Annotated in this window: 20 protein-coding genes; 11 read left to right on the top strand and 9 right to left on the bottom strand. The window is 75.6% G+C overall.

Features of this window, described 5'->3' with window-relative positions; translation table 11 throughout:
- The first annotated feature begins 125 nt into the window (after positions 1–125).
- The 4 genes from AC067J_RS22725 to AC067J_RS22710 all read left to right on the top strand — a co-directional run bounded on the left by AC067J_RS22725 (position 126) and on the right by AC067J_RS22710 (position 5,814).
- A complete protein-coding gene (locus tag AC067J_RS22725) occupies positions 126–971 on the top strand; it encodes a hypothetical protein (RefSeq protein ID WP_478301910.1) in 846 nt (281 codons plus the stop codon).
- 239 nt (positions 972–1,210) lie between these two features.
- Positions 1,211–3,304, top strand: a complete 2,094-nt coding sequence (gene ligA, locus AC067J_RS22720; RefSeq protein ID WP_478301908.1) for an NAD-dependent DNA ligase LigA — start codon at positions 1,211–1,213, stop codon at positions 3,302–3,304.
- A gap of 392 nt (positions 3,305–3,696) precedes the next feature.
- On the top strand, positions 3,697–5,004 hold the full coding sequence (locus tag AC067J_RS22715) for a methyltransferase (protein ID WP_478302185.1): 1,308 nt from the start codon (positions 3,697–3,699) through the stop codon (positions 5,002–5,004).
- A gap of 426 nt (positions 5,005–5,430) precedes the next feature.
- On the top strand, positions 5,431–5,814 hold the full coding sequence (locus AC067J_RS22710) for a VOC family protein (protein ID WP_478301907.1): 384 nt from the start codon (positions 5,431–5,433) through the stop codon (positions 5,812–5,814).
- A gap of 233 nt (positions 5,815–6,047) precedes the next feature.
- On the opposite strand, the gene AC067J_RS22705 is transcribed toward AC067J_RS22710, so the two are convergent.
- Entirely contained in the window at positions 6,048–7,031 is a 984-nt protein-coding gene (locus AC067J_RS22705; RefSeq protein ID WP_478301905.1) for an SDR family oxidoreductase, read from the bottom strand.
- Positions 7,028–7,645 (bottom strand): TetR/AcrR family transcriptional regulator, encoded by a 618-nt coding sequence (locus AC067J_RS22700; protein ID WP_478301903.1) that lies wholly within the window; start codon positions 7,643–7,645, stop codon positions 7,028–7,030. The genes AC067J_RS22705 and AC067J_RS22700 overlap by 4 nt, the downstream gene beginning before the upstream one ends.
- Before the next feature lie 191 nt (positions 7,646–7,836).
- Between AC067J_RS22700 and AC067J_RS22695 the strand changes: the two genes are divergently transcribed.
- Positions 7,837–9,804 (top strand): molybdopterin-dependent oxidoreductase, encoded by a 1,968-nt coding sequence (locus AC067J_RS22695; protein WP_478301901.1) that lies wholly within the window; start codon positions 7,837–7,839, stop codon positions 9,802–9,804.
- A 114-nt stretch (positions 9,805–9,918) separates the two neighbouring features.
- Positions 9,919–10,608 carry a fasciclin domain-containing protein gene (locus AC067J_RS22690; protein ID WP_478301899.1) on the top strand — a complete coding sequence of 230 codons (690 nt, stop codon included), beginning with the start codon at positions 9,919–9,921 and terminating at the stop codon, positions 10,606–10,608.
- Positions 10,609–10,763: 155 nt separating this feature from the next.
- Here the strand turns inward: AC067J_RS22690 and AC067J_RS22685 are convergent, their stop codons facing one another.
- Positions 10,764–11,240 carry a MarR family winged helix-turn-helix transcriptional regulator gene (locus AC067J_RS22685; protein WP_478301897.1) on the bottom strand — a complete coding sequence of 159 codons (477 nt, stop codon included), beginning with the start codon at positions 11,238–11,240 and terminating at the stop codon, positions 10,764–10,766.
- 143 nt (positions 11,241–11,383) lie between these two features.
- Between AC067J_RS22685 and AC067J_RS22680 the strand changes: the two genes are divergently transcribed.
- Both AC067J_RS22680 and AC067J_RS22675 read left to right on the top strand, forming a co-directional pair.
- Positions 11,384–11,794: an organic hydroperoxide resistance protein gene (locus tag AC067J_RS22680; protein WP_478301895.1), complete on the top strand. Its 411-nt coding sequence runs from the start codon at positions 11,384–11,386 to the stop codon at positions 11,792–11,794.
- 325 nt (positions 11,795–12,119) lie between these two features.
- The gene (locus tag AC067J_RS22675) at positions 12,120–12,491 is read left to right on the top strand and encodes a hypothetical protein (RefSeq protein WP_478301893.1); all 372 of its coding nucleotides are present in this window, start codon (positions 12,120–12,122) and stop codon (positions 12,489–12,491) included.
- A gap of 27 nt (positions 12,492–12,518) precedes the next feature.
- On the opposite strand, the gene AC067J_RS22670 is transcribed toward AC067J_RS22675, so the two are convergent.
- The 3 genes from AC067J_RS22670 to AC067J_RS22660 form a co-directional block, all read right to left on the bottom strand.
- On the bottom strand, positions 12,519–13,169 hold the full coding sequence (locus tag AC067J_RS22670; protein WP_478301891.1) for a LamG domain-containing protein: 651 nt from the start codon (positions 13,167–13,169) through the stop codon (positions 12,519–12,521).
- A 161-nt stretch (positions 13,170–13,330) separates the two neighbouring features.
- Positions 13,331–14,107 carry a CBS domain-containing protein gene (locus AC067J_RS22665; RefSeq protein ID WP_478301889.1) on the bottom strand — a complete coding sequence of 259 codons (777 nt, stop codon included), beginning with the start codon at positions 14,105–14,107 and terminating at the stop codon, positions 13,331–13,333.
- A 314-nt stretch (positions 14,108–14,421) separates the two neighbouring features.
- Positions 14,422–15,027, bottom strand: coding sequence for a TetR/AcrR family transcriptional regulator (locus tag AC067J_RS22660; RefSeq protein WP_478301887.1), 606 nt, complete (start codon positions 15,025–15,027; stop codon positions 14,422–14,424).
- A 73-nt stretch (positions 15,028–15,100) separates the two neighbouring features.
- Here AC067J_RS22660 and AC067J_RS22655 point away from each other — a divergent pair, with 73 nt between their 5' ends.
- The gene (locus tag AC067J_RS22655) at positions 15,101–16,021 is read left to right on the top strand and encodes an alpha/beta fold hydrolase (protein WP_478301885.1); all 921 of its coding nucleotides are present in this window, start codon (positions 15,101–15,103) and stop codon (positions 16,019–16,021) included.
- Between the two features lie 88 nt (positions 16,022–16,109).
- On the opposite strand, the gene AC067J_RS22650 is transcribed toward AC067J_RS22655, so the two are convergent.
- From AC067J_RS22650 to sigK, 3 genes are all read right to left on the bottom strand, one after another.
- Entirely contained in the window at positions 16,110–16,496 is a 387-nt protein-coding gene (locus tag AC067J_RS22650) for a hypothetical protein (protein ID WP_478301883.1), read from the bottom strand.
- Positions 16,497–16,597: 101 nt separating this feature from the next.
- Positions 16,598–17,350 (bottom strand): anti-sigma factor, encoded by a 753-nt coding sequence (locus AC067J_RS22645; RefSeq protein ID WP_478301881.1) that lies wholly within the window; start codon positions 17,348–17,350, stop codon positions 16,598–16,600.
- On the bottom strand, positions 17,347–17,907 hold the full coding sequence (gene sigK, locus AC067J_RS22640; RefSeq protein ID WP_478302183.1) for an ECF RNA polymerase sigma factor SigK: 561 nt from the start codon (positions 17,905–17,907) through the stop codon (positions 17,347–17,349). The genes AC067J_RS22645 and sigK overlap by 4 nt, the downstream gene beginning before the upstream one ends.
- A gap of 523 nt (positions 17,908–18,430) precedes the next feature.
- Between sigK and AC067J_RS22635 the strand changes: the two genes are divergently transcribed.
- Positions 18,431–19,573 (top strand): spore photoproduct lyase family protein, encoded by a 1,143-nt coding sequence (locus AC067J_RS22635; RefSeq protein ID WP_478301879.1) that lies wholly within the window; start codon positions 18,431–18,433, stop codon positions 19,571–19,573.
- 172 nt (positions 19,574–19,745) lie between these two features.
- Positions 19,746–21,221 (top strand): SDR family oxidoreductase, encoded by a 1,476-nt coding sequence (locus tag AC067J_RS22630; protein ID WP_478302182.1) that lies wholly within the window; start codon positions 19,746–19,748, stop codon positions 21,219–21,221.
- Positions 21,222–21,252: the final 31 nt, after the last annotated feature.

Here is a 21,252-nt window from a genome sequence, read left to right as displayed (position 1 = left end):
GCCTTCGCGGCAGGCGGAGTTGGGGCCCGAGCCGGGGCGCCGCCCGTGGCGGGCGACTGTCGTACCCATGCGGTTCACTCTCCTCCGACAGACCGTTCTTCGGCATTCCCCCTGGAGACCCGACCATGACGCAGGACACCCCGGCCACCGCCTCCGGAAGTTGGGAGGACGTACTCGCCCAGGCCTTCGGCGAGGTACTCGGCCGCCCGCTCTCCTCGTTCGACCCCACGGCCCGCTACGGCGCCTTCTACAGCGGCAACTTCCTCCTGGAGAGCGAGCTGGACCGGGACCGGGCGTGGGTGGCGCCGGCCGCGCTGGCGGGGGTGGAGCCGGTCGTCACGGAGCACCTGCTGCTCACCCCGCCCGGTGACCTCGACCTCCCGGCGCTGGCCTTCGACGCGAGCCGGTCGCTCTTCCTGGTCGAGGCGTCGGCGTTCCCCGACGCCTTCGCCGAGGACCTCGCCGCGCTGCCGTCGGCACGGACCGGCCTCGTCCTGGGCGCCGAGCTGGGCCGGCTGGCCGACCGTCACGGCCTCGACCTGACGTCGGCCGAACTCGCGGGCGACGCGTGGAGGCTGTGGAAGGGGCGGATGGTCTCCGCCGACACCCTCCTCGACGCGCTGCGCGCCGCCACCGGCCTCCTCGGCGCCACCGGTCCGGACGAGGTGCCCGCCGGCCTCGGCGAATCCGCCGACGCGGTGGAGGAGGAGGCCCACGAGCGGGTCGCGGCCGTGGAGGACGCCCGCCTGCGCGACTACCTGGCGGCCTTCTGCGACCCGGAGTCCCACGAACTCGCGCTCTGGCTCTACGAACTGGACGAGGACGACGACGAGGACAACAACGAGGACGAGGACGACGAGGAAGCGGACGAGGACGGCGGCGGAGACGGCGAGGACGACGGCCGGCTGGTGATCCGCTGGGACGGGGCGGTGGACCAGTACGAGGTCATCGTCCAGCGGGTCGACGCCTGACCGCGCACGCCGACCGGTAGGCCCTCCGCGGGGAGGGTGGTCCGGGCCGGCCGCCGCCGACGGGGAGGGGCGTGGACCGGTCGGCCCCGCTCCTGTCGGGCCCACCCGGCACCACGGTCCGCGGGATCGTGGTGCCCGCGGTGGCGCGCCGGTGCCCGCTGGCGCGCCCCGGCGGCAGCGGCGGAGACGGCCGTCGACGCGGGCCCGGCGATGTCAGTGCCACAGGTCAGGATGGGCCCATGACAGACGCCGTGCTCTCCCCCGCCGCCTACGCCACCGCCGTCCGGACGGCCCTCCACGCCGCCGCCGCGTACTACACGGACGGCTCCACGCCGCTCGGTGACGACGAGTACGACGCCCTGCTCCGCGCCGTCGCCGCCTTCGACGAGACGCACCCCGACCAGGTTCTGCCGGACTCCCCCACCGGGAAGGTCGCCGGTGGCGCGGTCGGCGGCGACGTCCCGCACAGCGTGCCGATGCTGTCCCTGGACAACGTCTTCACCGCCGAGGAGCTCGCGGACTGGGCGGCCGGGCTGGAGCGCCGACTCGACCGCCCGGTCGACGGCTGGTGCGTGGAGCCCAAGCTGGACGGGCTCGCGATCGCCGCCCGCTACCGCGCCGGCCGGCTGCACCGGATCCTCACCCGCGGCGACGGCCTCGCCGGGGAGGACATCTCCCACGCCGCCGACGCGATCCTGGGCCTGCCCGCCGAACTCACCGCACCGGTCGACGTCGAACTGCGCGGCGAGGTGCTCCTCACCGCGGACCAGTTCGAACACGCCAACGCCGTCCGGACGGCGCACGGCGCCACCCCGTTCGCCAACCCCCGCAACGGTGCCGCCGGAACCCTGCGCGCCAAGGACCGCCCCTACCGCATCGAGCTCAGCTTCTTCGCCTACGACGCCCTCGGCCTCGGCGAGGACCTCACCCACAGCGCCCTGCTCGAACGCCTGGCGGCCCTCGGCGCCGAAACGGCGGCCTCGACCGCCGCCGGCCCCCGGCGCTGCGCCACGGTCGAGGAGGTCCAGCAGCGCGTCGAGGAGATCGCCGCCCTGCGCGCCGACCTGCCGTTCGGCATCGACGGCATCGTCGTCAAGGCCGACTCCCCCGCGGACCGTTCCCGGGCCGGTTCGGGCTCGCGCGCGCCGCGCTGGGCGATCGCCCGCAAGCTCCCCGCCCGGCACACCGTCACCCGGCTGCTGGGGGTCGAGTGGAACGTCGGCCGCACCGGCATCATCGCCCCGCGCGCCGTTCTCGAACCGGTCGTCGTCGACGGCGTCACCGTCACCTACGCCACCCTCCACAACCCCGCCGACATCACCCGCCGCGACCTGATGATCGGCGACCGCGTCTTCGTCTACCGCGCCGGCGACGTCATCCCGCGCGTCGAGGCCCCGCTCGTCGAGGAGCGCACCGGCGGCGAGACGCCGATCGTCTTCCCCGAGAGCTGCCCGCGCTGCGGCGACGCGATCGACACCACCGAGCAGCGCTGGCGCTGCACGCGCGGCCGCAACTGCCAGGCCGTCGCCTCGATCCGCTACGCCGCCGGCCGCGACCAGCTGGACGTCGAGGGCCTCGGCGGCACCCGCGCCGTCCAGCTCGTCGAAGCCGGGCTCGTCGCCGACGTGGCCGACCTGTTCGCCCTCACCCGCGAGCAGCTCCTCGGCCTGGAGCGCATGGGCGACACCAGCGCCGACAACCTCGTCGCCGCCATCGGGGCCGCCCGTACCCGACCGCTCAACCGCGTCTTCTGCGCCCTCGGGGTGCGGGGCACCGGCCGCACCATGTCGCGGCGGATCGCGGCCCACTTCGGGTCGATGGCCGCCGTCCGCGCCGCCGACGCCGAGACCCTGGCCGCCGTGGACGGCATAGGTCCGGAGAAGGCCCGCGTCATCGTCGCCGAACTCGTCGAGCTGGCACCCGTCCTGGACAAGCTCGCCGCCCACGGCGTCGGCACCGCGACGACCGAGCCGGTGCGGGCGGCCTCCGCCACGGCCACCGTCCCGGCCGCCGCAGCGGTGGAGGCGGGGGCGGAGGCGGGCGCAGCAGCGGAGGCGGGGGCGGCGGCGAAGGACGGCCCGCTGGCGGGCGGTGCCGTCGTCGTGACCGGCAGCATGACCGGGCCGCTCGCCGCGCTGTCCCGGAACGAGGTGAACGAGCTGATCGAGCGCGCCGGGGGCAAGGCCTCGTCCTCGGTGTCGAAGCGGACCACGCTGCTCGTCGCCGGTGAGAAGGCCGGCTCCAAGCTGACCAAGGCCGAGGAGCTCGGCATCCGGGTCCTGACGCCCGAGGACTTCGCCGCCCTGGTCGCGGACTTCCTCACCGAGGAGTGACGGGCCCTGGGCCGTGTCGGGCCGGTGACCACCGGTCCGGCGCGGTCGCAGCGGTGTGAACCTCCTCCCGCGCCGGGCGGGGGAGGCCGGTCGGACACGGCTCCCCGTGCCGGGCGGGGCCGGTGACAATTCGTTTGCGGAGCGGCCGTACGGCGTGGCACTGTCGGGGCGTTCCGCCCGGACGCGGCGGGACCCTCCTGCTCCAGGAAAGGGCTGCCCATGACAGGCTGCGCGGCGCTCGGCGCGGTACCCGGCATGGTCCTCGGCGACTCCGTGGTCCGCACTTCGGCCGGGGAGCCGCGTCCGTCCTGACCTTCCGCCGCTCCCCTCCTCGTCGAAGTGCGTTTCGTGCCCCTCCGCAGGCTCGACCACGAGGAGTACCGGTGCCCGAGATCCACCGGACCGACGCACACACCGCCATCGCCACCACCGTCACCGCCCTGCCCGGCCGTTGGCACGCCGAGAACGGCGCGCCGCCGCCCCGTCGGCTGGTCGTCGCCGACGACCGGATGCGGGCCGACGCCGCCTTCCGGCTGGTCGCCGGCGGTACGGCTCTGCTCTGGCAGGGCGACTACCACGGTGCCCGCCAGCTGCTGTCCGCGCTGACACGCCGGGCCGAAGCCGGCGGGCCCGGTCAACAGGGGTCGGGTCGCCAGGGGCCCGGTCGCCAGGGGGCCCGTCTCCAGGACTCCCGTCTGCAGGGGGCCGGCGTTGCGGCTCCGGCCGGCCCGGCCGAGGCCTTCCACCGCCACCGGAGCGAGCGTGCCCGGACCGCCCGGTCGGTCGGCTCGCTCCTCGTGCTGCTGGACTCCGAGCACTCGCTCCGCCTGCGGCGCGCTCCCGATGTGCGCAGGGCCTGCCGGGAGGCCTACGGCCCGCCGGACGGGCCCCGGGTCGTCGCACTGCGCGAGCTGCTCGGCGTCATCGGCGCGCAGCAGTGGCGCGAGCGGGGCGTGGAGGTGCCCGCGCTCGGCGCGCGCATCCACCCGCACTACGGCGTCTTCTCCCCCGTTCGCGGCGAGTACGTCGACCTGGTCGCCCGTGCGCCGCTGCCTGCGGCCGTCCGGGCCGAGGGGCCCGGCCATGCCGCGGCGTTCGACCTCGGTACCGGCACCGGGGTCCTGGCCGCCGTCCTGGCCCGCCGCGGCATCGGCCGGGTCCTCGTCACGGACGCCAACCCACGTGCGCTCGTCTGCGCCCTCGACAACGCGGATCGGCTCGGACTGGCCGACCGTGTCCAGGCGGCCGGCACCGGCCTCTACCCGCCCGGCGGCGAACGCGCCGGTCTGGTGGTCTGCAACCCGCCCTGGCTGCCCGCCCGACCGACGTCGCACCTCGAACTGGGCGTCTACGACGCCGACGGCCGGATGCTGCACGACTTCCTCGACGGTCTGCCGGACCGGCTCGCCCCCGGCGGCGAGGGCTGGCTGGTCCTCTCCGACCTCGCCGAGCACCTCGGCCTGCGCTCCCGCGACGATCTGCGCGCCGCCTTCGCCACGGCGGGCCTGCGCGTCCTCGGCCGTCTCGACACCCGCCCGCGTCACCGCCGGGCCGTCGAGACCGCGAGGGAAGGCCTGGTCGGTGGGGCGGGTGGGGCGGGCAGGGCGGGCGGGGGCACCGGCGGCCGGGCGGCCGTCGACCCGCTCCGCGCCGCCCGCGCAGCCGAGGTGACCTCGCTCTGGCGCCTCGCCCCGTCGTGACCACCGGTCGCCGCCCGCTCACAGCCTGGGGCGGGACCGGGCGAGAGGGTCGAGCAGGGCGGGAGGGTCGGGCCGGAGGGGCAGGTGCCTGACGGTCGCGGCCGGAGAGCCCGGGCCGGAGTGAGGCCGGGGTGGGAGCCGGGTGAGGTCCGGGGCCGGGGTGGCCGGCCGCCCTCCGGCCTGCGGTGATCCCCGTCCCCGGCGGCGGGGTTCGCGAGGAGGCGAGGAGGAACGGCGGGGCACGGCCGGATCGGCGGGACCGGGCGCCTCGCGCCGTCGGGCGTGCGGCCGGACGGGCGGACGGGTGCGGGGGTGTTCCCGGAACCGCCTCGACCCTCCCGGCCGGCGGGTCCGGAGCACCGCACGGCGCCCCGGTGGACGTGGGGGGTCGGCGAACTAGCCTGGTGGTAGTAGGAGGCGATGGACATGCTTGGAAACGCACCGCTGATAGCCATCATCCCGGCTGCCGACATGGCCCGGGCGAAGAGCTTCTACACCGACACCCTCGGCCTGAAGCTCACCGAGGAAAGCCCGCAGGACGTCACGTTCGAGTGCGGTGGCACGGAGTTCGGCCTCTACGAGACCCCGAGCGCCGGGCAGGCCGCGCACACGCTGGCCAGCTTCAAGGTCGCGGACCTCGACGCCGAGATGGCGACGCTGCGCGGCCGCGGGGTCACGTTCGAGGACTACGACTTCCCGGGCCTGAAGACGGTCGACGGCGTGGCGGAGGCCGACGGCATGCGCGCGGCCTGGTTCAAGGACAGCGAAGGAAACATCCTCTGCGTGAACGAGCGGACCGCCACTCGGTGACCTGAGCCGGACGGCCGGGCCGACCCGCGATTCGGCCGGCTGGAACAGGAGACGGGCAGAACAACAGGCAGGCGGAGCAGCGGGCGGGCGGAGCAGCGAGCGGGCGGAGCAGCGAGCGGGCGGAGCAGCGGGTTTCCCACCCCCGCCGGCAGGGCGCCGGAGGTCCGGGGCGCCGGGGCCGAGTCCCCGGGCGCCCTGCGCTCCGGCGCTCCGGCCCCGGGCGTACTCGTCCGCTAGAGGGGCTCGCCGAGCGGGCCGTGCTCCGCCTCCAGCGCGACGGCCCAGTGGGCGGCGAAGTCCGGCTGGGTCCCGTCGGCGTCGGTGAACCCGTACTCCTGGTAGAGCCCCCAAGTGGCCAGCGCGCGGCCGGTCTTGGCCATGACGTCCGGGTCGGCGGCCAGTGCGGCGACGGCGCGGCCCAGGTAGGCGGGGGTCTCGGAGTGGGCGAAGTTCGGGTCCGTGGCCGCCCCGTCGCGCCAGTTCCCCTCGGTGACGCCGAAGAGGTCCAGCATCGCCTCGGAGCGCAGGAAGCCGGGGGTGAGGGCGACTGCGGCGACCCCGTGCGGCTTCAGTTCGGCGGCCTGGGCGACGGCGAGCCGGATCACGGACGACTTGGCGAGGTCGTAGAAGAACGAGCCGCGATAGCGGGCGGTGTTGCCGTCGGTGACCTCCACGACGAGGCCGCTGCCGCGCGCGACCATCAGCGGGAGCGCGTACCGGCTGGTGATGACGTGGGTCTCCACCGCCTGCCGGACCAGCCGCAGCCCGGTGTCCAGGTCCTGCTCCCACAGCGGGTGCTGCCAGTCGGTCAGCGGGTCGCCGCCCCAGACGGAGTTGACGAGCAGGTCGAGCCGGCCGTCCTGCTCGGCGGCGATCCGGTCGACCAGGGCCCGGACCTCCTCGGGGCGGCTGTGGTCGACGCGGACCGGGACCCCGAGGCCGCCCGCCTCGGTGACCCTGCGGGCGGTCTCCTCGATCGTCTCCGGGCGGTCCAGCTCGGACCGCCCCGCCGAGCTGCTGCGCCCCGTGACGTAGACCGTGGCGCCGGCGGCTCCCAGTTCGACGGCGATCCCCCGCCCGCCGCCCCGGGTGCCGCCCGCGACCAGCGCGACCCTTCCCGTGAGGGGCCGCTCGTCCCGGCCGTCCTGCCCGCCCCGCCGGTCCCGGCCGTCCGAGCCGTCCTGCCTGTCCTGCCTGTCCTGCCTGTCCTGCGTCATGCTTCCTCCGTCTCGGTGCCGCTCCACGACGGTGTGCGGGGCGACAGCAGGGTGTCGATCTCTCGTTCGATCCGCTGGGGCAGGGTGCCCTCACGATCCAGGGCCCAGGCCAGTCCGGCGCCGGCCACGATCGCCTGGACGGACCGGGCCAGCCCCGCCGGGTCCGCCCCGGGGCCGAGTTCGCCCGCGGCCACGGCCTCCGCCAGGAGCTTCTCCAGCGCCTCCCGCTGCTTGCGGTGGACGGCCAGGGCGTGCTCGCGGAGCGTCGGGTCGGTCAGGTCCGCGCAGAGGAACGCCAGGTGGTTGGCGAAGCCGTCCGGCGTCACCATGTCGGCCGTCGAGTCCACGACCAGTGCCGTCAGGGCCGCCAGCGGCGAGGCGTGCTCCGCCCGGACCTCGCCGTAGCGCGCCTCCGCCTCCCGGACGGACAGCTCGGCCAACGCGACCAGCAGACCGCGCTTGGACCCGAACCGCTGGACGAGGGTGGCGGGCACCAGCCCGACCTCGCCCGCGACGGCCGCCAGGGTCAGCCCGGCCGGACCGACCCGCCCCATCACCTCCACCGCCGCACGCAGGATCACCGCGTCCTCGACGCCTCTCGGACGACCGGCCATCGACCACCACCTCCATTAATAAATGAACGTGCGTTTATTATGCCCGAGCCGAAGCCGCAGCGGAAGCGGAATCCCGGTCGACACCCCGGCCGAGGCGGACGAATCACGGCGGCCGAAGCCCTCGACTCACCCGATCGAGTGACTGTGACGACCTCACCCATCCGCCGGAGCCACTGGGCCGAATGCGCCGTGTGAGCAACAGGACGAGCACCCGCCGGACCCGCCGGACGGATCCGGACCGCGCAGCGAGCGGCGAGGCGCACCGCGACGACACCCGGGCCGACCGGGCCGACCGGGCCGACCGGGCAGGTCGGGTCGGCCCGACCGACCGGGCGGGCCGAAGCACGGCCGGCGCCCTCCGGGTGTTGGCTCCGGTGCTCTGCGGCCTCGCGGCTGCGGCGGCCGCCGTCGGGGCCGGGGAGGCCGTGGCCGCGTTCGGCCGGCCTGCAGCGGCACCGGTGCCGGCGATCGGCTCCACCGCCATCGACCTCGCTCCCACGGTGGTCAAGGAGTGGGCGGTGCGGTCCTTCGGCACGGCCGACAAGACCGTTCTGCTGGCCGGGATCCTCACCGCGTTGGGCGTTCTCGCCGCCGCACTCGGTCCGGTCGCGGCCCGCCGCCGCGCCGTCGGCATCCTCCTGCCGGCCGTCGTCGGCGCCCTGGGGGTGTGGGCGGCACTCGCCCGGCCGGACGCCGGGCCCGCCGACGCGTGGCCGTCGGCGGCCGCCGCGCTCGTCGGCGCCGCCGTGCTCACCGCACTCCTGCGGCGCCACCACGCCCGCCGAGCCCCCCACCCGCGGACCGAGGCGGACCGGGCCGACGCGGACCGGGTCGACGCGGGCCGGGCCGACAGAGGGCGGACCAGCAGAGGCCGGACCGACGCAGACCGGACCAGCGCGGGGCGGATCGACGAACGGACCGGCGAAGGGAGCAGCGGAGGAGCCGGAGGAAGGTCCGGCAACCCGGACGAGGGGCCCGACCAGGCACACGAAGCGCAACGCAACACGCCGGACGACGCAGCACCCGGCACGCGGTCCGAGCCGGCACACCGCGTCGGCGCAGCCCCGGCCGCCGGACACGGCACGGTGCCTCCCGCACGCCGCACCGTGATCGCCGCCGGTGCCGTGATCGCCGCCTCCGCCGGCCTGGCGGCCGGGGCCCGGGTGCTGTCCGACCGCCGCAACGACGTCACCACCGCCCGCCGCGCGGTCCGGCTCCCGGCCCCGGCCCGACCCGCGCCGCCGCTCCCGGCCGGCGCCGACCTCCGGCTGCCCGGACTGCCGGCCTTCCGGACGGGGCCCGCCGACTTCTACCGCGTCGACACCGCGCTGGTGCTGCCCCGCATCGACCCGCGCGACTGGGCGCTGCGCATCCACGGGCTCGTCGACCGCCCGCTGGTGCTCGGCTTCGACGACCTCCTCGCACTGCCCCTGGAGGAGTTCGACCACACCCTCTCCTGCGTCTCCAACGAGGTGGGCGGCCCGTACGTCGGCACCACCCGCTGGCTCGGCGCCTCACTGCCCGCCCTGCTCCGCCGGGCCGGCGTGCGCGCGGGGGCGGACCAGCTGCTCGGCAGCTCGAAGGACGGCATGACCATCGGCACCCCGCTGGAGTCGGTGCTGGACGGCCGAACCGCACTGCTCGCGGTCGCGATGGACGGCGGGCCGCTGCCCGTCGAGCACGGCTTCCCCTGCCGGACGGTGGTCCCGGGCTTCTACGGCTACACCTCGGCCACCAAGTGGCTGGTCGACCTGGAGGTCACCACCTTCGCCGCCCGCGACCCGTACTGGGTGCGGCGCGGCTGGGACCGCACGGGCGAGGTGCGCACCGCCTCCCGGATCGACGCGCCCGCCGCGTTCGCCCGGGTCCCGGCCGGGGACGTCACGGTCGCCGGCACCGCCTGGGCCACCCACCGGGGCGTGGCCGCCGTCGAGGTCCGCGTCGACGGCGGGCCGTGGCGCCGGGCCGCTCTCGCCGCCGACGCCGGTCCGGACGTGTGGCGGCAGTGGAGCCTGCGCTGGACGGGTGCCGTGCCCGGCACGCACCGCCTGGAGGTGCGCGCCACCGACGCCGCCGGCGCCGTCCAGGACGAGGCCCGCCGACCGCCCCACCCCTCGGGGGCGACCGGCTGGCACAGCACGGTCGTCACCGTCCTCTGAACCCCGGCCCCACCCGTCCCCCCACCGTCCGAACCGTCCCGCCCCGGTCCCCTGCGGGACCACCTCACCGTCGCCGGCAACCGGCCGGCACGCACCTCACAGGAAGTCCGCCCGATGAACCCGATCCTGCGCCGCAAGCCCGTCACCGCCCTGCTCGCCACCGGCCTCCTCGCCGCGGCCCTGTCCGCGTGCGGCAGCGGCGGCGGCACCGAGGCCTCCGACGCGGCAGGCTCCGCCGCACCCGCGACGGCCGCACCCGCTACGGCCGCCGCCGGGTCTGCCACCGGCCCGGCCCCGGCGAACGGCTCCCCGGCCGTGCAGACGGCGGCCGGGCAGCCGTTCGGTGCCGCGTGCTCCGCCGTGCCGAAGGACGGCGCCGGCTCCTTCGACGGGATGGCGCAGGACCCGGTCGCGACCGCTGCGTCCAACAACCCGCTGCTGTCCACGCTGGTCACGGCGGTGAAGCAGGCCGGCCTGGTCGACACGCTCAACTCGGCCAAGAACATCACCGTGTTCGCGCCGACCAACGACGCCTTCGCCAAGCTTCCGAAGAAGGACCTCGACGCCGTCCTCGCCGACAAGGAGAAGCTCACCAGGATCCTGACCTACCACGTCGTCCCGCAGCGCCTGTCGCCCACCGCGCTGACCGGCGGCCACAAGACCCTGGAGACCCACGACGTCACGGTGACCGGCGCCGCCCCGGACTTCACCGTCAACGGCGCGGCCAAGGTGCTCTGCGGTGACGTGCAGACCGCCAACGCGACGGTCTACATCGTGGACACCGTCCTCATGCCGGCCTCCTGACGGGCCCCCACCGACCGCGGTCCCCGGCCGACCCCCCTCCGGCCGGGGACCGCACCCGTCTGCCCGCGAGCGGACGGCCGGCCCTGCCCCCACCCCCGGAGCCGACCCCGCCCCCGGAGCCGGTCAGCCTCGGCGCCGGTCAGCCTCGGCACCGGTCAGGCCTCGGCGAGGTCGGGGACGGCCGCGTCGAGCGCGGTGGTGACCCGGTCGAGGAGGGCGCGGAGCGCGGCGAGGTCCTCGACCGGGAGGCCCGTCGAGGCGAGGAGGCGGCGCGGTACCTGGCCGGCCTGCTCGCGCAGGGCCGCGCCGTCCCCGGTGAGGCTGACGGTGACCGAGCGCTCGTCCTCCGGGCTGCGCTCGCGCCGCACCAGGCCGGCCGCCTCCAGCCGCTTGAGGAGCGGGGAGAGGGTGCCGGAGTCCAGGCGGAGGTGCTCGCCGATCCGCTTGACCGGCAGCTCGCCGTGCTCCCAGAGGACGAGCATGACCAGGTACTGCGGATAGGTGAGCCCGAGGTCCTTGAGCAGCACCCGGTAGACGCCGCCGAAGGCGCGGGAGGCCGCGTTCAGCGAGAAGCAGATCTGCTGGTCGAGGCGGAGCAGGTCGGCGTCCGGACGGTCGGGAAGCGTGGTCATGCGTCCATGGTAGCGATGCCTCCTGCGCCATTGAGTTGTGCGCAACTTAATTGCGTGCTCTACTTGTCTCCGGCAGGCGGCCCGGAACGGCCGCCGACACGACGCCGAGACACCGACCACAGCAGGACGGAAGGGAACGCACCATGGACGCGCTCTACACCGCAGCCGCCACCGCGAACGGCCGGGAGGGCCGCGCCGTCAGCTCCGACGGCCGGCTGGACCTCGCCCTGGCGATGCCGCCCGCGCTCGGCGGCAGCGGCCAGGGCACCAACCCGGAGCAGCTGTTCGCCGCCGGTTACGCGGCCTGCTTCGCCAGCGCACTGGGCCTGGTCGGCCGGCAGGCGCGGGTCGACACCAGCGAGGTCTCGGTGACCGCCGAGGTCTCCATCGGCAAGGACGGCGCCGGGTTCGGCCTCTCCGTGGTGCTCCGGGTCGAGCTGCCCGAGTCGCTGGCGGGCGAGACCGGCGAGCTGCTGGTGAAGCAGGCGCACGAGGTCTGCCCCTACTCCCGCGCCACCCGGGGCAACATCCCGGTCGAGCTCGTCGTCGAGTAGTCGGGCGGTCCCGCCGGCGGACAGGCGCGGCGGGAGCACCGAGACCGGGAGTGCCGGGAGTGCCGAGACCGGAAGCACCGAGGCCAGGAGTACCGAGGCCGGGGGCACCCGGAGCACGAGGCACCCCCGGCACGGGGACGCAGGACCACGGAGACCGGGACGGGCTCGCCGCACGGGGACGCGGCGGGCCCGTCCGGCGTCCACCCACCACCCGCCGCCCCACCACCCGTCCACCGTCCACCGCCCCACCACCCGCCGCCCACCGAGACCCGGAAACCCCCGGGGGCGGGGCCGGCCGGGCCCCGGCGGGGTAGCGTTTCAACCCATGAACCACCACCCGCCGGCCGACGACCGCGAGCGCCAGGTCGCAGCCGGGGTACTGCTCCGCTACCAGGACCCGCACCCGCACCCGGCCCTGCGCCACTCCCCCGTCAGCTACGTCTCGACCGCGCTCTGGTTCGAGCTGACCGCCCTCGCCATCGCGCCCGCCGCAGCCGCCCCGACCGCCCACGCACTGCTGCGCGCCATCGCCGCCGACGCGGTCGACGCCGCACTCGCGCCCGGCAACGAGCGGGCCCCGCGCGACGACCTGTACGTCACGCACCCCGCGTACATCGGCCCGCACCGCCGGGTGGTCTGGTTCCAGCGCTCGGGCCCGCGCGGTCTGATCACCGCGATGTTCCCGCCCGAGTCCTGACGCCGGGCGACACCCGGGCGAGGACGCTCAGCGCTCGACCCGCAGGCTGTGGCAGACCCAGCTGAGCCGGTCGGGCCCGAAGACCGGCGGCCGGTCGTGGTACGTCCCGTCCGAGACCGAGAGGTTGACGATCAGATAGGCGTGCCAGTCCGGGCCGACACCGCGCCGGTCGGCGTGGATGAGCGTGTCGCCGACGAACCAGTCCACCGAGTACGCGCCGAAGACGGTCCGCAGGTCGAAGGTCGCGCCGGGGGCTATCCCGGCGGCGGCGCCGTGCCAGTACCGGTAGCCGCCCCGGACGTGGTTGGAGATCTCCAGCAGGTCCGGGTGGTCGGGGTGGTACTCGAAGACGTCGACCTCGTTGCCGCCCTCCCGCCACGTCCAGATGGCGGGCCAGGCGCCCAGCTCGACGGGCAGGGTGACCCGGGCGGTGAGGACGTCGCCGGTGCGGACCTGGAAGCCCTCCGGACTGCCCTCGGTGGTCAGCAGGTTGCACGTCCAGAGGTCGCCGCCGTGCCGCCGGGTGGCGGCGAACACCCCGCCGGGGCAGTGGAGGCGGCTGAGGAAGTCGAGCTTGTGGTCGCCCCGGTTGGTCGGGCCCATCCGGGGATAGGCGCTGCTGCGGCCCGCGATCCACTGGCTGGTCGATGTGAAGTCGGCGTCGAACACGACGGCCACGGCTGCCTCCCCGGTGCCCCGGCGTCGCGGCGGCCCACTACCGCCGCACACGAACGGTGATTTACCCGACACGCAGCGCAATATGCGAACCGGACGCTCCGGGTCCACACCGATCGCCCGCCGGGCGTGGCGGGGAGGAGGGAGTGCGCGGGCGCGTGGGGTCAGCCGACGGCCGTGGGCGCACCACTGCCGCGCGCGTCGCCGCCGCGCGCGCCCCGACCGACGGACGACGTGCCGCGGCCACCGGCGGCGGAGGAGGAGGCGGCGGAGGAGGAGGAGGAGGTGGCGTCACCGTCGGAGGGCGCGCCGTCCGACGACTCGCCGCCGAAGGTCTCGGCGCTCAGCCGGTCGGTGACCGACACGACGCCGTCGACCGAGCGGCAGAGGTTCAGCACGATCGGGATGAGATGGGACTCCGGCACGGTGCCGCTGAGCACCACCCGGCCCTGGTCCACCTCGATGCCGACCTCGGCCGGACTCACGCCCTCGACCACGCCCAGCACCTCCTCGACGATCTCGCGGCGGATCACCCGGTCCTCGCGCAGGAACACCCGGAGCAGATCGCCGCGGCTGACCATGCCGAAGACCCGGCCGTCGTCGTCCAGCACCGGAAGGCGCTTCACCCCGTGCCGGCTCATCAGCCGGGCCGCCGCGACCACGCTGGTGTCGGGGGTGGTGCAGACGGCGGGGCCGGTCATCAGATCGGCGGCGGTCACCGCGCCACCGGGGCCGGTGCGGGAGAGTTCGGGCGGTGGCAGCAGGCTGCCGGGGTCGTCCTGTGCGGCCAGGGTGAGCAGCAGGTCCGCCTCGGAGACGATGCCGAGCGGCCGGCCGTCCGCGTCCACCACCGGCACGCCGGTGATGTCGTACTCGGTCAGCAGCGCGACGATCTCCCGGAAGCCGGTCTCGGGGGCGATCCGGATCACGGGGCTGGTCATCACTGATTCGACGTTGGCGTGGCGCACGCCGGTTCACCTCGTCCGCGGGCGTCGTTCGACCGGACACCTGGACGTCCGACCGGTACACCTGGAGCATCGCCCCCGGCCGGGCGAACCGCCAGGGGCCAAGGGGCTGAAAAGCCGGGACCAATGACCCTGCCGCCGAACGCGCTCCGAACGCCCCCGACCTGGGGCGCCGCCCGGCCGGCCTCCCCGCCGCACGGGTTCCGTCGGCCCCGACGGGGCCCGACCGGATCGTCGGGGCCGACGTCCCGACCGGCTCGTCGGGGCCGACGGAACCCACGCCGGTCCTGCTACCCGGCGGGGAACAGGCGGCCGAGGTGGTACTGCAGGACGGCGGTCGCGTCGTCCGCCGTGCGCTGGCCGAGCAGGACGCTGAGCCCGAGGCCGGAGGACATCGCCAGGAGGACGACGGCTTCGTGCCGCGTATCCAGCCGCGGGTCGGCCTCCCCGGCCGCCCGGGCCGCGTCCAGCCGGCCGACCAGGAACTCCTCCATCTCCGAGGGCGCCGAGAGGAACGGCTGGCCGGCGAGCACGGGGTCGGTGACGGCGAGCACCGCGTACTCGGTGTAGACGAGGTGGAACGTCCTGCTCTCGTCGTCGGTGGGGACGGCCTCGACCAGGACGGCTTCGATGACGTCGCGCGGCCGCGGTGACGCGCCGACCGACCGCACCCTCGCCCGGACCCGCTCGCCCATCCGGGTCGCCAGCCGGGTCAGCGTGGCGAGGAGCAGCTTCTCCTTGGAGTCGAAGTAGTACTGCACGAGCCGCACCGAGATGCCGGCCTCGACGGCGACCGAGCGCATCGTGACGGCATGGAGCCCGTCGGTCGCGGCCGACCGCAGCAGCGCATCGATGATCTGGGACCGCCGCTCCTCGTGATCCACCAGTTTCGGCATCGCGCTCCCTCCAAAAGCTTTTATGGTACAAACATACCATCAAGTGAGCGTGCTTCCATCCCAGGAGGACCCCATGACCAGGACCGCCGTCGGACACTTCGTCAGCGAGGAGGCCCGCGAGGCCTTCCTCCAGGCCTACGACCGCGCCATGGAACTGTGGCCGAGCCCCCGCCAGGAACTGGACGTCGAGACCGGCCACGGCACCGTCCACGTCCACCGCTACGGGCCGGCCACCGGCGAGCCCGTCGTGCTGCTGCACGGCCACGCCGGCCACCCGTCCAACTGGTACCCGCAGATCGCGGCCCTCGGTGAGCACCGCCCGGTGTACGCCGTCAGCACCCTGGACGACCCCGGCCGCAGCGTGCAGCGCGTCGTCGCGAAGGACTCCGCGGACAACGCCGCCTGGCTGGACGAGGTGCTCGCCGGCCTCGGGCTGGACCGGGTCCACCTGGTCGGCGTCTCCTACGGCGGCTGGCTGGCCCTCAACCAGGCGATCCACGCACCCGCGCGGCTCGCATCGATCGCCCCGCTCGACCCGGGCGGCATCGAGAAGGTGCCCGCACGGTTCTACGCGCACATGATCGGCGGCCTGCTCGGCATGCTCGCGCCCCGACGCTTCCGGCCCGCCCTGGGACGCCTGCTCGCCAACCCGGCCCTCAGCTCGCCGCGGGAGATGCTCGCCCCGCTGATGCTCGGCATGCGGACCTACCGGCCGCGCAACCGCCCCGCCGCCAGGCCCTTCACGGACGTGGAACTGAGCTCCGTACGGCTGCCGACCCTCGTCCTGCTCGGAAGCCGCAGCGCCCTGCTCCGACCGCGCCGGGTACTAGACCGGGTGGTCGCCCTGATCCCCGGAGTCCGCGCGGAGATCGTGCCCAAGGCCGGACACGGGCTGAACCTCGAACGCCCGGAACTCGTCAACGCCCGCCTGCTGGGCTTCATCGAGGACTGCACCCGACCGACGCCGACCCAGCCGACGCCGACCCGACCGTAGCCGGACTCCTCCAAGGGCGGCCCGACGGCATCGGCGTGGGCCTCGCGCGGACCATCGGAGCAGCTCGGCCCGCGTGAATCCGCGCCCGCTACCGCACGACGCGGATCTCCGGCATCGGCAGGCGCCATTCGCCCGAGGTCCGGACGAGGACCCTCCGGGCCAGCTCCCGGGCTTCGATCCACCCCGGATCGGCCGCCAGGGCTTCCCCGCTCCACCGTTCCGCGTTCTCCCGGCCGCTCATCCCCGCGAAGACCGCGTCGATGGCTCGCAGGTGAGGCAGGACCTCACGGTCGAGGTCACCGTCCTCGACCAGGATCTCCACCATGCGGAAGGCGTGGTCGAAGTCCAGAGCGACCTCATCGGTCAGGACACCGTGCGCGTCCACCCATGCGAGCTGATCCGCGGGGTCAGCCGCCAGCACGGTCAGCGACTCGACCAGCAGGCGTCCACGCAGAGAAGTTCCAGGTTCCCCCATCCGGGGATCGTCGCACAGTACGACGGGGCGTGGACGTCCCGGGCGGGCCTCGGCGGCGGGCGGTGGGCGGTGGGCAGCGGGCAACGACGGGGACGGGGCGGTCAGGCGAACGGGAGCAGCACGACCGGGGCGCCGGTCGGGTGCGGGGAGCCGCCGGCGGGTTCGACGGTGACGCCCACACCCGCCGCCCCAGCGATCGGCCCGTCGAGCAGCACCGCGCCGGTGCCCGCGGGCAGCAGGCCGGCCGGCCGCATGGTGCCCCCGTCGTCGAACCAGAGCTCGTACGCCAGGCCGGGCGGCAGCGCGGGCATGGCCGCCGCCAGCAGGCCGGCCCGGCCCCGGCTCTCCGACCAGACCACGGTGGCCGTGCCCGCCCCCGCCGTCGCGGTGGCGGTGGCGGTCCGGACGTCCGGCGCGGTGAGCAGCGTGCCGAGAACGGCCTGCTGTTCGACCAGCCGGTCCGCCCGCGCCCGGGCCTGCCGGGCCTCCTCGTGCTGGTGGACGGCGGTCCCTCCCAGCGCCGCGGCCACCGCGACCGAGGCCGCCAGCGCCAGCTTCGGCCAGTGGCGGCGCACCCCGGCGGCCCGTCCGGACCGCACGGCGGCGGCCCGGCCGCGCGGCGGGAGCTGGCGGACCGACCCGATGCCGGTCATCACCCGCGCCTTGAGCGCCGGCGAGGGCGCCACCGCCTCGGCCGCGCCGAGGCGGGCCAGGGTGGCCGCGAACTCGTCGACCTCCCGGGCGCACGGCCCGCAGCGGGCGAGGTGTTCCTCGAACGCGTCGCGCTCCGGGTCCGGCAGTGCGTGCGCCGCGTAGGCGCCGGTCAGCGTGTGGAGGTCCGCCCCGGTCGTCATGACGCCACCCCCAGGCAGTCGCGGAGCCGGATCAGGCCGTCCCGCATCCGGGTCTTCACCGTGCCGAGCGGGGCGGCCAGCAGGTCGGCCACCTCGCGGTACGACAGGCCGCGGTAGTAGGCGAGCGTGACGGCCTCGCGCTGCAGTTCGGTGAGCGCGCGCAGGCAGCGCCGGACCAGTTCCCGCTCCAGGCGCCCCTCGACCTGCTCCGCCACCTCGTCGAAGGCCGGCGTGTGCGACCGGGCGGCGACCCGCCGGTCGCGGTCGGCCGCCGCCTGGGCGGCCCGCACCCGGTCCACGGCGCGCCGGTGGGCCATCGTCAGCACCCAGGTCATGACCTCGCCGCGCTCGGGCCGGTAGCGCGCGGCCGTCCGCCAGACCTCCAGCAGGACCTCCTGGGCCACCTCCTCCGACTGCGCCGCGTCCCGCAGCACCCGGCGGACCAGGCCCAGTACCGGGCCGGCCACCGCGTCGTAGAGGGCCGAGAAGGCGTCCTGGTCGCCCAGGGCGGTACGGGCCACCAGCTCCCCGAGGTCCGGGCTGCGCCGCGCGGGCATCGGCAGGGACACGACACTGCTCACGCGGCCGCCCCCGGTCGCAGGGCGGAGACGGGGGCGGGCTGGCCGCCCGGCGGGCGGTTGGTCGGCATCGTTCCTCCAGTACCCGGCGGCGCGGGGCGGCCGGGGTGGTCGTACGGGCAGGTCACCGGGTCTTCGGAGCCGCGCGCCCGGCGGATTGCCCCGGGTTCCGGTGCGGCACGACGGAGCTGTCCGGCGGAGCTGTCCGACGGAGTGTCCGGCCCCGGCCCGGCCCTGGCGCCCGGCTCCTGCGGGCGGGCGTGGGCGGGCGCGGGCATGCGTGGGCGGCCCAGCCTGCCACCACCGGGCGGCCGGACGGAACCCGAGCGGCGACGGGCCGACGGGAACGGACCGAAGGGAACGGCCTGCAAGGAACGGTCCGGACGGAACGGACCGAAGGGATCGACGGACCCTCAGGAACGGACCGGGGCAGGGTGCGACCCGTCCGCCGGGGCTGCGGCCACGAAGAACGGACAGCGCCACGCTCTCAGGAGGTCCTGCCATGCCACCCACCGCCAGGCCGCCCCGGCCGTCCGGGCCGTCCAACCCGTCCGGGCCGGGGCCACGACCACCACGACCACCGCGGCCGCCCCGGCCGTTCGACATCCGCTACGTCTACGCCGAGCCCGAGGCCGCCGCCTCCCCCCGGGGACGCGCGGTGCTGGCCCGGCTCCCGGAGGCGCGGGTGATCGAGGTGGACTCGCACTGGCGGATCCCGCACCTGCACGGCAACGCCGGCAACGTCGAGCGGTGGGCCCGGATCAAGCGCGAGGTGCTGGTGCTCGGGGTGAAGAAGTCCCTGACCGCACGGCCCAACGGGCGTTCGGCCGACTGGATCGCCCCCAGCTCCGCAAACGGGTGCGCCCTGGCCTGCGCGTACTGCTACGTCCCCCGCCGCAAGGGGTACGCCAACCCGGTCACGCTGTTCACCAACATCGACCGGATCGTCGGGTACCTCGCCGGGCACGTCCGGCGTCAGGGTCGCAAGCCGGGGCCCAACCAGTGCGATCCCGCCGCCTGGGTCTACGACATCGGGGAGAACAACGACTGCGCGGTGGACGCCCTGCTCTGCGAGAACACCGCCGACCTGGTCCGCGCGTTCCGGCACTGGCCGACCGCCAAGGCCTCGTTCGCCACCAAATGGGTCAACCCCGCGCTGCTCGGCCTGGATCCGCGCGGGCGGACCCGGATCCGCTTCTCGCTGACGCCCCCGGCCGACGCGCGGCTGCTCGACGTCCGCGCCGCGCCCGTCCCGGACCGGATCGCGGCCGCGGGCGACTTCCTGGCGGCCGGCTACGAGGTGCACTTCAACCTCTCACCCGTCGTGCTGCGCGCCGGCTGGCAGGCCGACTGGGCCGAGCTGCTGCGCCGGATGGACGACACCCTGCCCGCGGCGGTCAAGGCGCAGGCGGCGGCGGAGATCATCATGCTGACCCACAACCGCGCCCTCCACGAGGTCAACCTCGGCTGGCACCCCCGGGCCGAGGAGGTGCTCTGGCGGCCCGCCCTCCAGGAACCCAAGCGGTCACAGAACGGCGACCTGAACGTCCGCTACCGCCTCGGGGCCAAGGCCGCCGCGCTCGGCGAGCTGTCCACGCTCATCGGGCGGCACGCGCCCTGGTTGCGCGTCAGGTACGCCTTCTGACCCCTGCCCCCACCTCCCCGGAGCCACCGTGAACCCCGACCACGAGACCCCTGACGAGCCGGACACCGACGACAGCGGCAACGACAGCGGCGACGGCACCGGCACCGGCACCGGCACCGGCGGCAACAACGCCGGGAGCCGTGCCGGACGCGCCGGGCCGGGCGCGCGCTGCCTGGTCACCGGCGCGACCGGCTACATCGGCGGCCGCCTCGTGCCGGAGCTGCTCGCCGCCGGCCACACCGTCCGCTGCCTGGCCCGCGATCCGGGCCGGCTGCGGGACCACCCCTGGCGGAGCCGGGTCGAGGCCGTCGCCGGTGACGTCACCCGGCCGGAGAGCCTGGCGGGTGCCTTCGAGGGCGTCGACGTCGCGTACTACCTGGTGCACTCGCTGGGCACCGGCCCCGGCTTCGAGGCCACCGACCGGGACGCCGCCCGCTCCTTCGGACAGGCGGCCCGCCGGGCCGGCGTGCGGCGGATCGTCTACCTGGGCGGGCTCGTCCCGGCGGGGGTGGCGCCCGACCGGCTCTCGCCGCACCTGCGCTCGCGCGCCGAGGTCGGCCGGGTGCTGCGGGAGAGCGGCGTCCCGACCGCCGAGCTGCGGGCCGCCGTGATCATCGGCTCCGGTTCGGCCTCGTTCGAGATGCTCCGGCACCTCACCGAACGGCTGCCGGTGATGGTCACCCCGAGCTGGGTGGACACCCGGATCCAGCCGATCGCCGTCCGGGACGTGCTGCGGCTGCTGACCGGCGCCGCCTCGCTGCCGCCCGAGGTCGACCGGGCCTTCGACATCGGCGGCCCGGAGGTGCTGACCTACCGCCGGATGATGGAGCGCTACGCCGCCGTCGCCGGGCTGCCCCGGCGGCTGATCGTCGCCGTGCCGGTGCTGACGCCCCGCCTCTCCAGCCACTGGGTCGGCCTGGTCACGCCGGTGCCGAACCGGATCGCCCGCCCGCTGGTCGAGTCGCTGCGCCACGAGGTGGTCTGCGCGGAGCACGACCTCGCCCGGTACCTGCCGGACCCGCCCGGCGGCGCCACCGGGTTCGACGAAGCGGTCCGCCTGGCGCTGCGGCGGATTCAGGACGCGGAGGTCGCCACCCGCTGGTCCTCCGCCTCCCTGCCCGGGGCACCCAGCGACCCGCTGCCCACCGACCCCGACTGGGCGGGCGGAAGCCTCTACGAGGACGTCCGGGAGCTCCGGGTGGACGCCGGGCCGGCCGCGCTCTGGCGGGTGGTGGAGGGGATCGGCGGCGAGAACGGCTGGTACTCCTTCCCGCTCGGCTGGGCGCTGCGCGGCTGGCTGGACCGGCTGGTCGGCGGGGTCGGCCTGCGGCGCGGCCGGCGGGACCCGCACCGGCTGCGCGTCGGCGACTCGCTGGACTTCTGGCGGGTCGAGGAGCTCGTCCCGGGCCGGCTGCTGCGGCTGCGCGCCGAGATGCGGCTGCCCGGGCTCGCCTGGCTGGAGCTGTCGGTCGGCCCCGACGGGGAGGGCAGCCGCTACCGGCAGCGGGCGCTGTTCCACCCGCACGGGCTGGCCGGGCACGCGTACTGGTGGTCGGTGGCGCCGTTCCACGCCGTGGTCTTCGGCGGCATGGCGCGCCGGATCACCGAGCGGGCGCGGGCGGAGGGCTCGCCGGGCCACGGCGGGTGAGCGTCCGGGCCGGACCTCGTCCCCGGCCCTG

Source organism: Kitasatospora sp. NPDC042419 (genome assembly GCF_056437345.1).
This window is presented reverse-complemented; position numbering and strand designations above follow the sequence as displayed.

Excerpts from the sequence above, each read along its gene's own strand:
- AC067J_RS22650 (WP_478301883.1), bottom strand. The coding sequence starts at position 16,496 with ATGGGGGAACCTGGAACTTCTCTGCGTGGACGCCTGCTGGTCGAGTCG.
- AC067J_RS22710 (WP_478301907.1), top strand. The coding sequence starts at position 5,431 with ATGCTTGGAAACGCACCGCTGATAGCCATCATCCCGGCTGCCGACATG.
- AC067J_RS22705 (WP_478301905.1), bottom strand. The coding sequence starts at position 7,031 with ATGACGCAGGACAGGCAGGACAGGCAGGACAGGCAGGACGGCTCGGAC.
- AC067J_RS22660 (WP_478301887.1), bottom strand. The coding sequence starts at position 15,027 with ATGCCGAAACTGGTGGATCACGAGGAGCGGCGGTCCCAGATCATCGAT.
- ligA (WP_478301908.1), top strand. The coding sequence starts at position 1,211 with ATGACAGACGCCGTGCTCTCCCCCGCCGCCTACGCCACCGCCGTCCGG.
- AC067J_RS22675 (WP_478301893.1), top strand. The coding sequence starts at position 12,120 with ATGAACCACCACCCGCCGGCCGACGACCGCGAGCGCCAGGTCGCAGCC.
- AC067J_RS22655 (WP_478301885.1), top strand. The coding sequence starts at position 15,101 with ATGACCAGGACCGCCGTCGGACACTTCGTCAGCGAGGAGGCCCGCGAG.
- sigK (WP_478302183.1), bottom strand. The coding sequence starts at position 17,907 with ATGCCCGCGCGGCGCAGCCCGGACCTCGGGGAGCTGGTGGCCCGTACC.
- AC067J_RS22725 (WP_478301910.1), top strand. The coding sequence starts at position 126 with ATGACGCAGGACACCCCGGCCACCGCCTCCGGAAGTTGGGAGGACGTA.
- AC067J_RS22700 (WP_478301903.1), bottom strand. The coding sequence starts at position 7,645 with ATGGCCGGTCGTCCGAGAGGCGTCGAGGACGCGGTGATCCTGCGTGCG.
- AC067J_RS22645 (WP_478301881.1), bottom strand. The coding sequence starts at position 17,350 with ATGACGACCGGGGCGGACCTCCACACGCTGACCGGCGCCTACGCGGCG.
- AC067J_RS22680 (WP_478301895.1), top strand. The coding sequence starts at position 11,384 with ATGGACGCGCTCTACACCGCAGCCGCCACCGCGAACGGCCGGGAGGGC.
- AC067J_RS22665 (WP_478301889.1), bottom strand. The coding sequence starts at position 14,107 with ATGACCAGCCCCGTGATCCGGATCGCCCCCGAGACCGGCTTCCGGGAG.
- AC067J_RS22690 (WP_478301899.1), top strand. The coding sequence starts at position 9,919 with ATGAACCCGATCCTGCGCCGCAAGCCCGTCACCGCCCTGCTCGCCACC.
- AC067J_RS22685 (WP_478301897.1), bottom strand. The coding sequence starts at position 11,240 with ATGACCACGCTTCCCGACCGTCCGGACGCCGACCTGCTCCGCCTCGAC.
- AC067J_RS22635 (WP_478301879.1), top strand. The coding sequence starts at position 18,431 with ATGCCACCCACCGCCAGGCCGCCCCGGCCGTCCGGGCCGTCCAACCCG.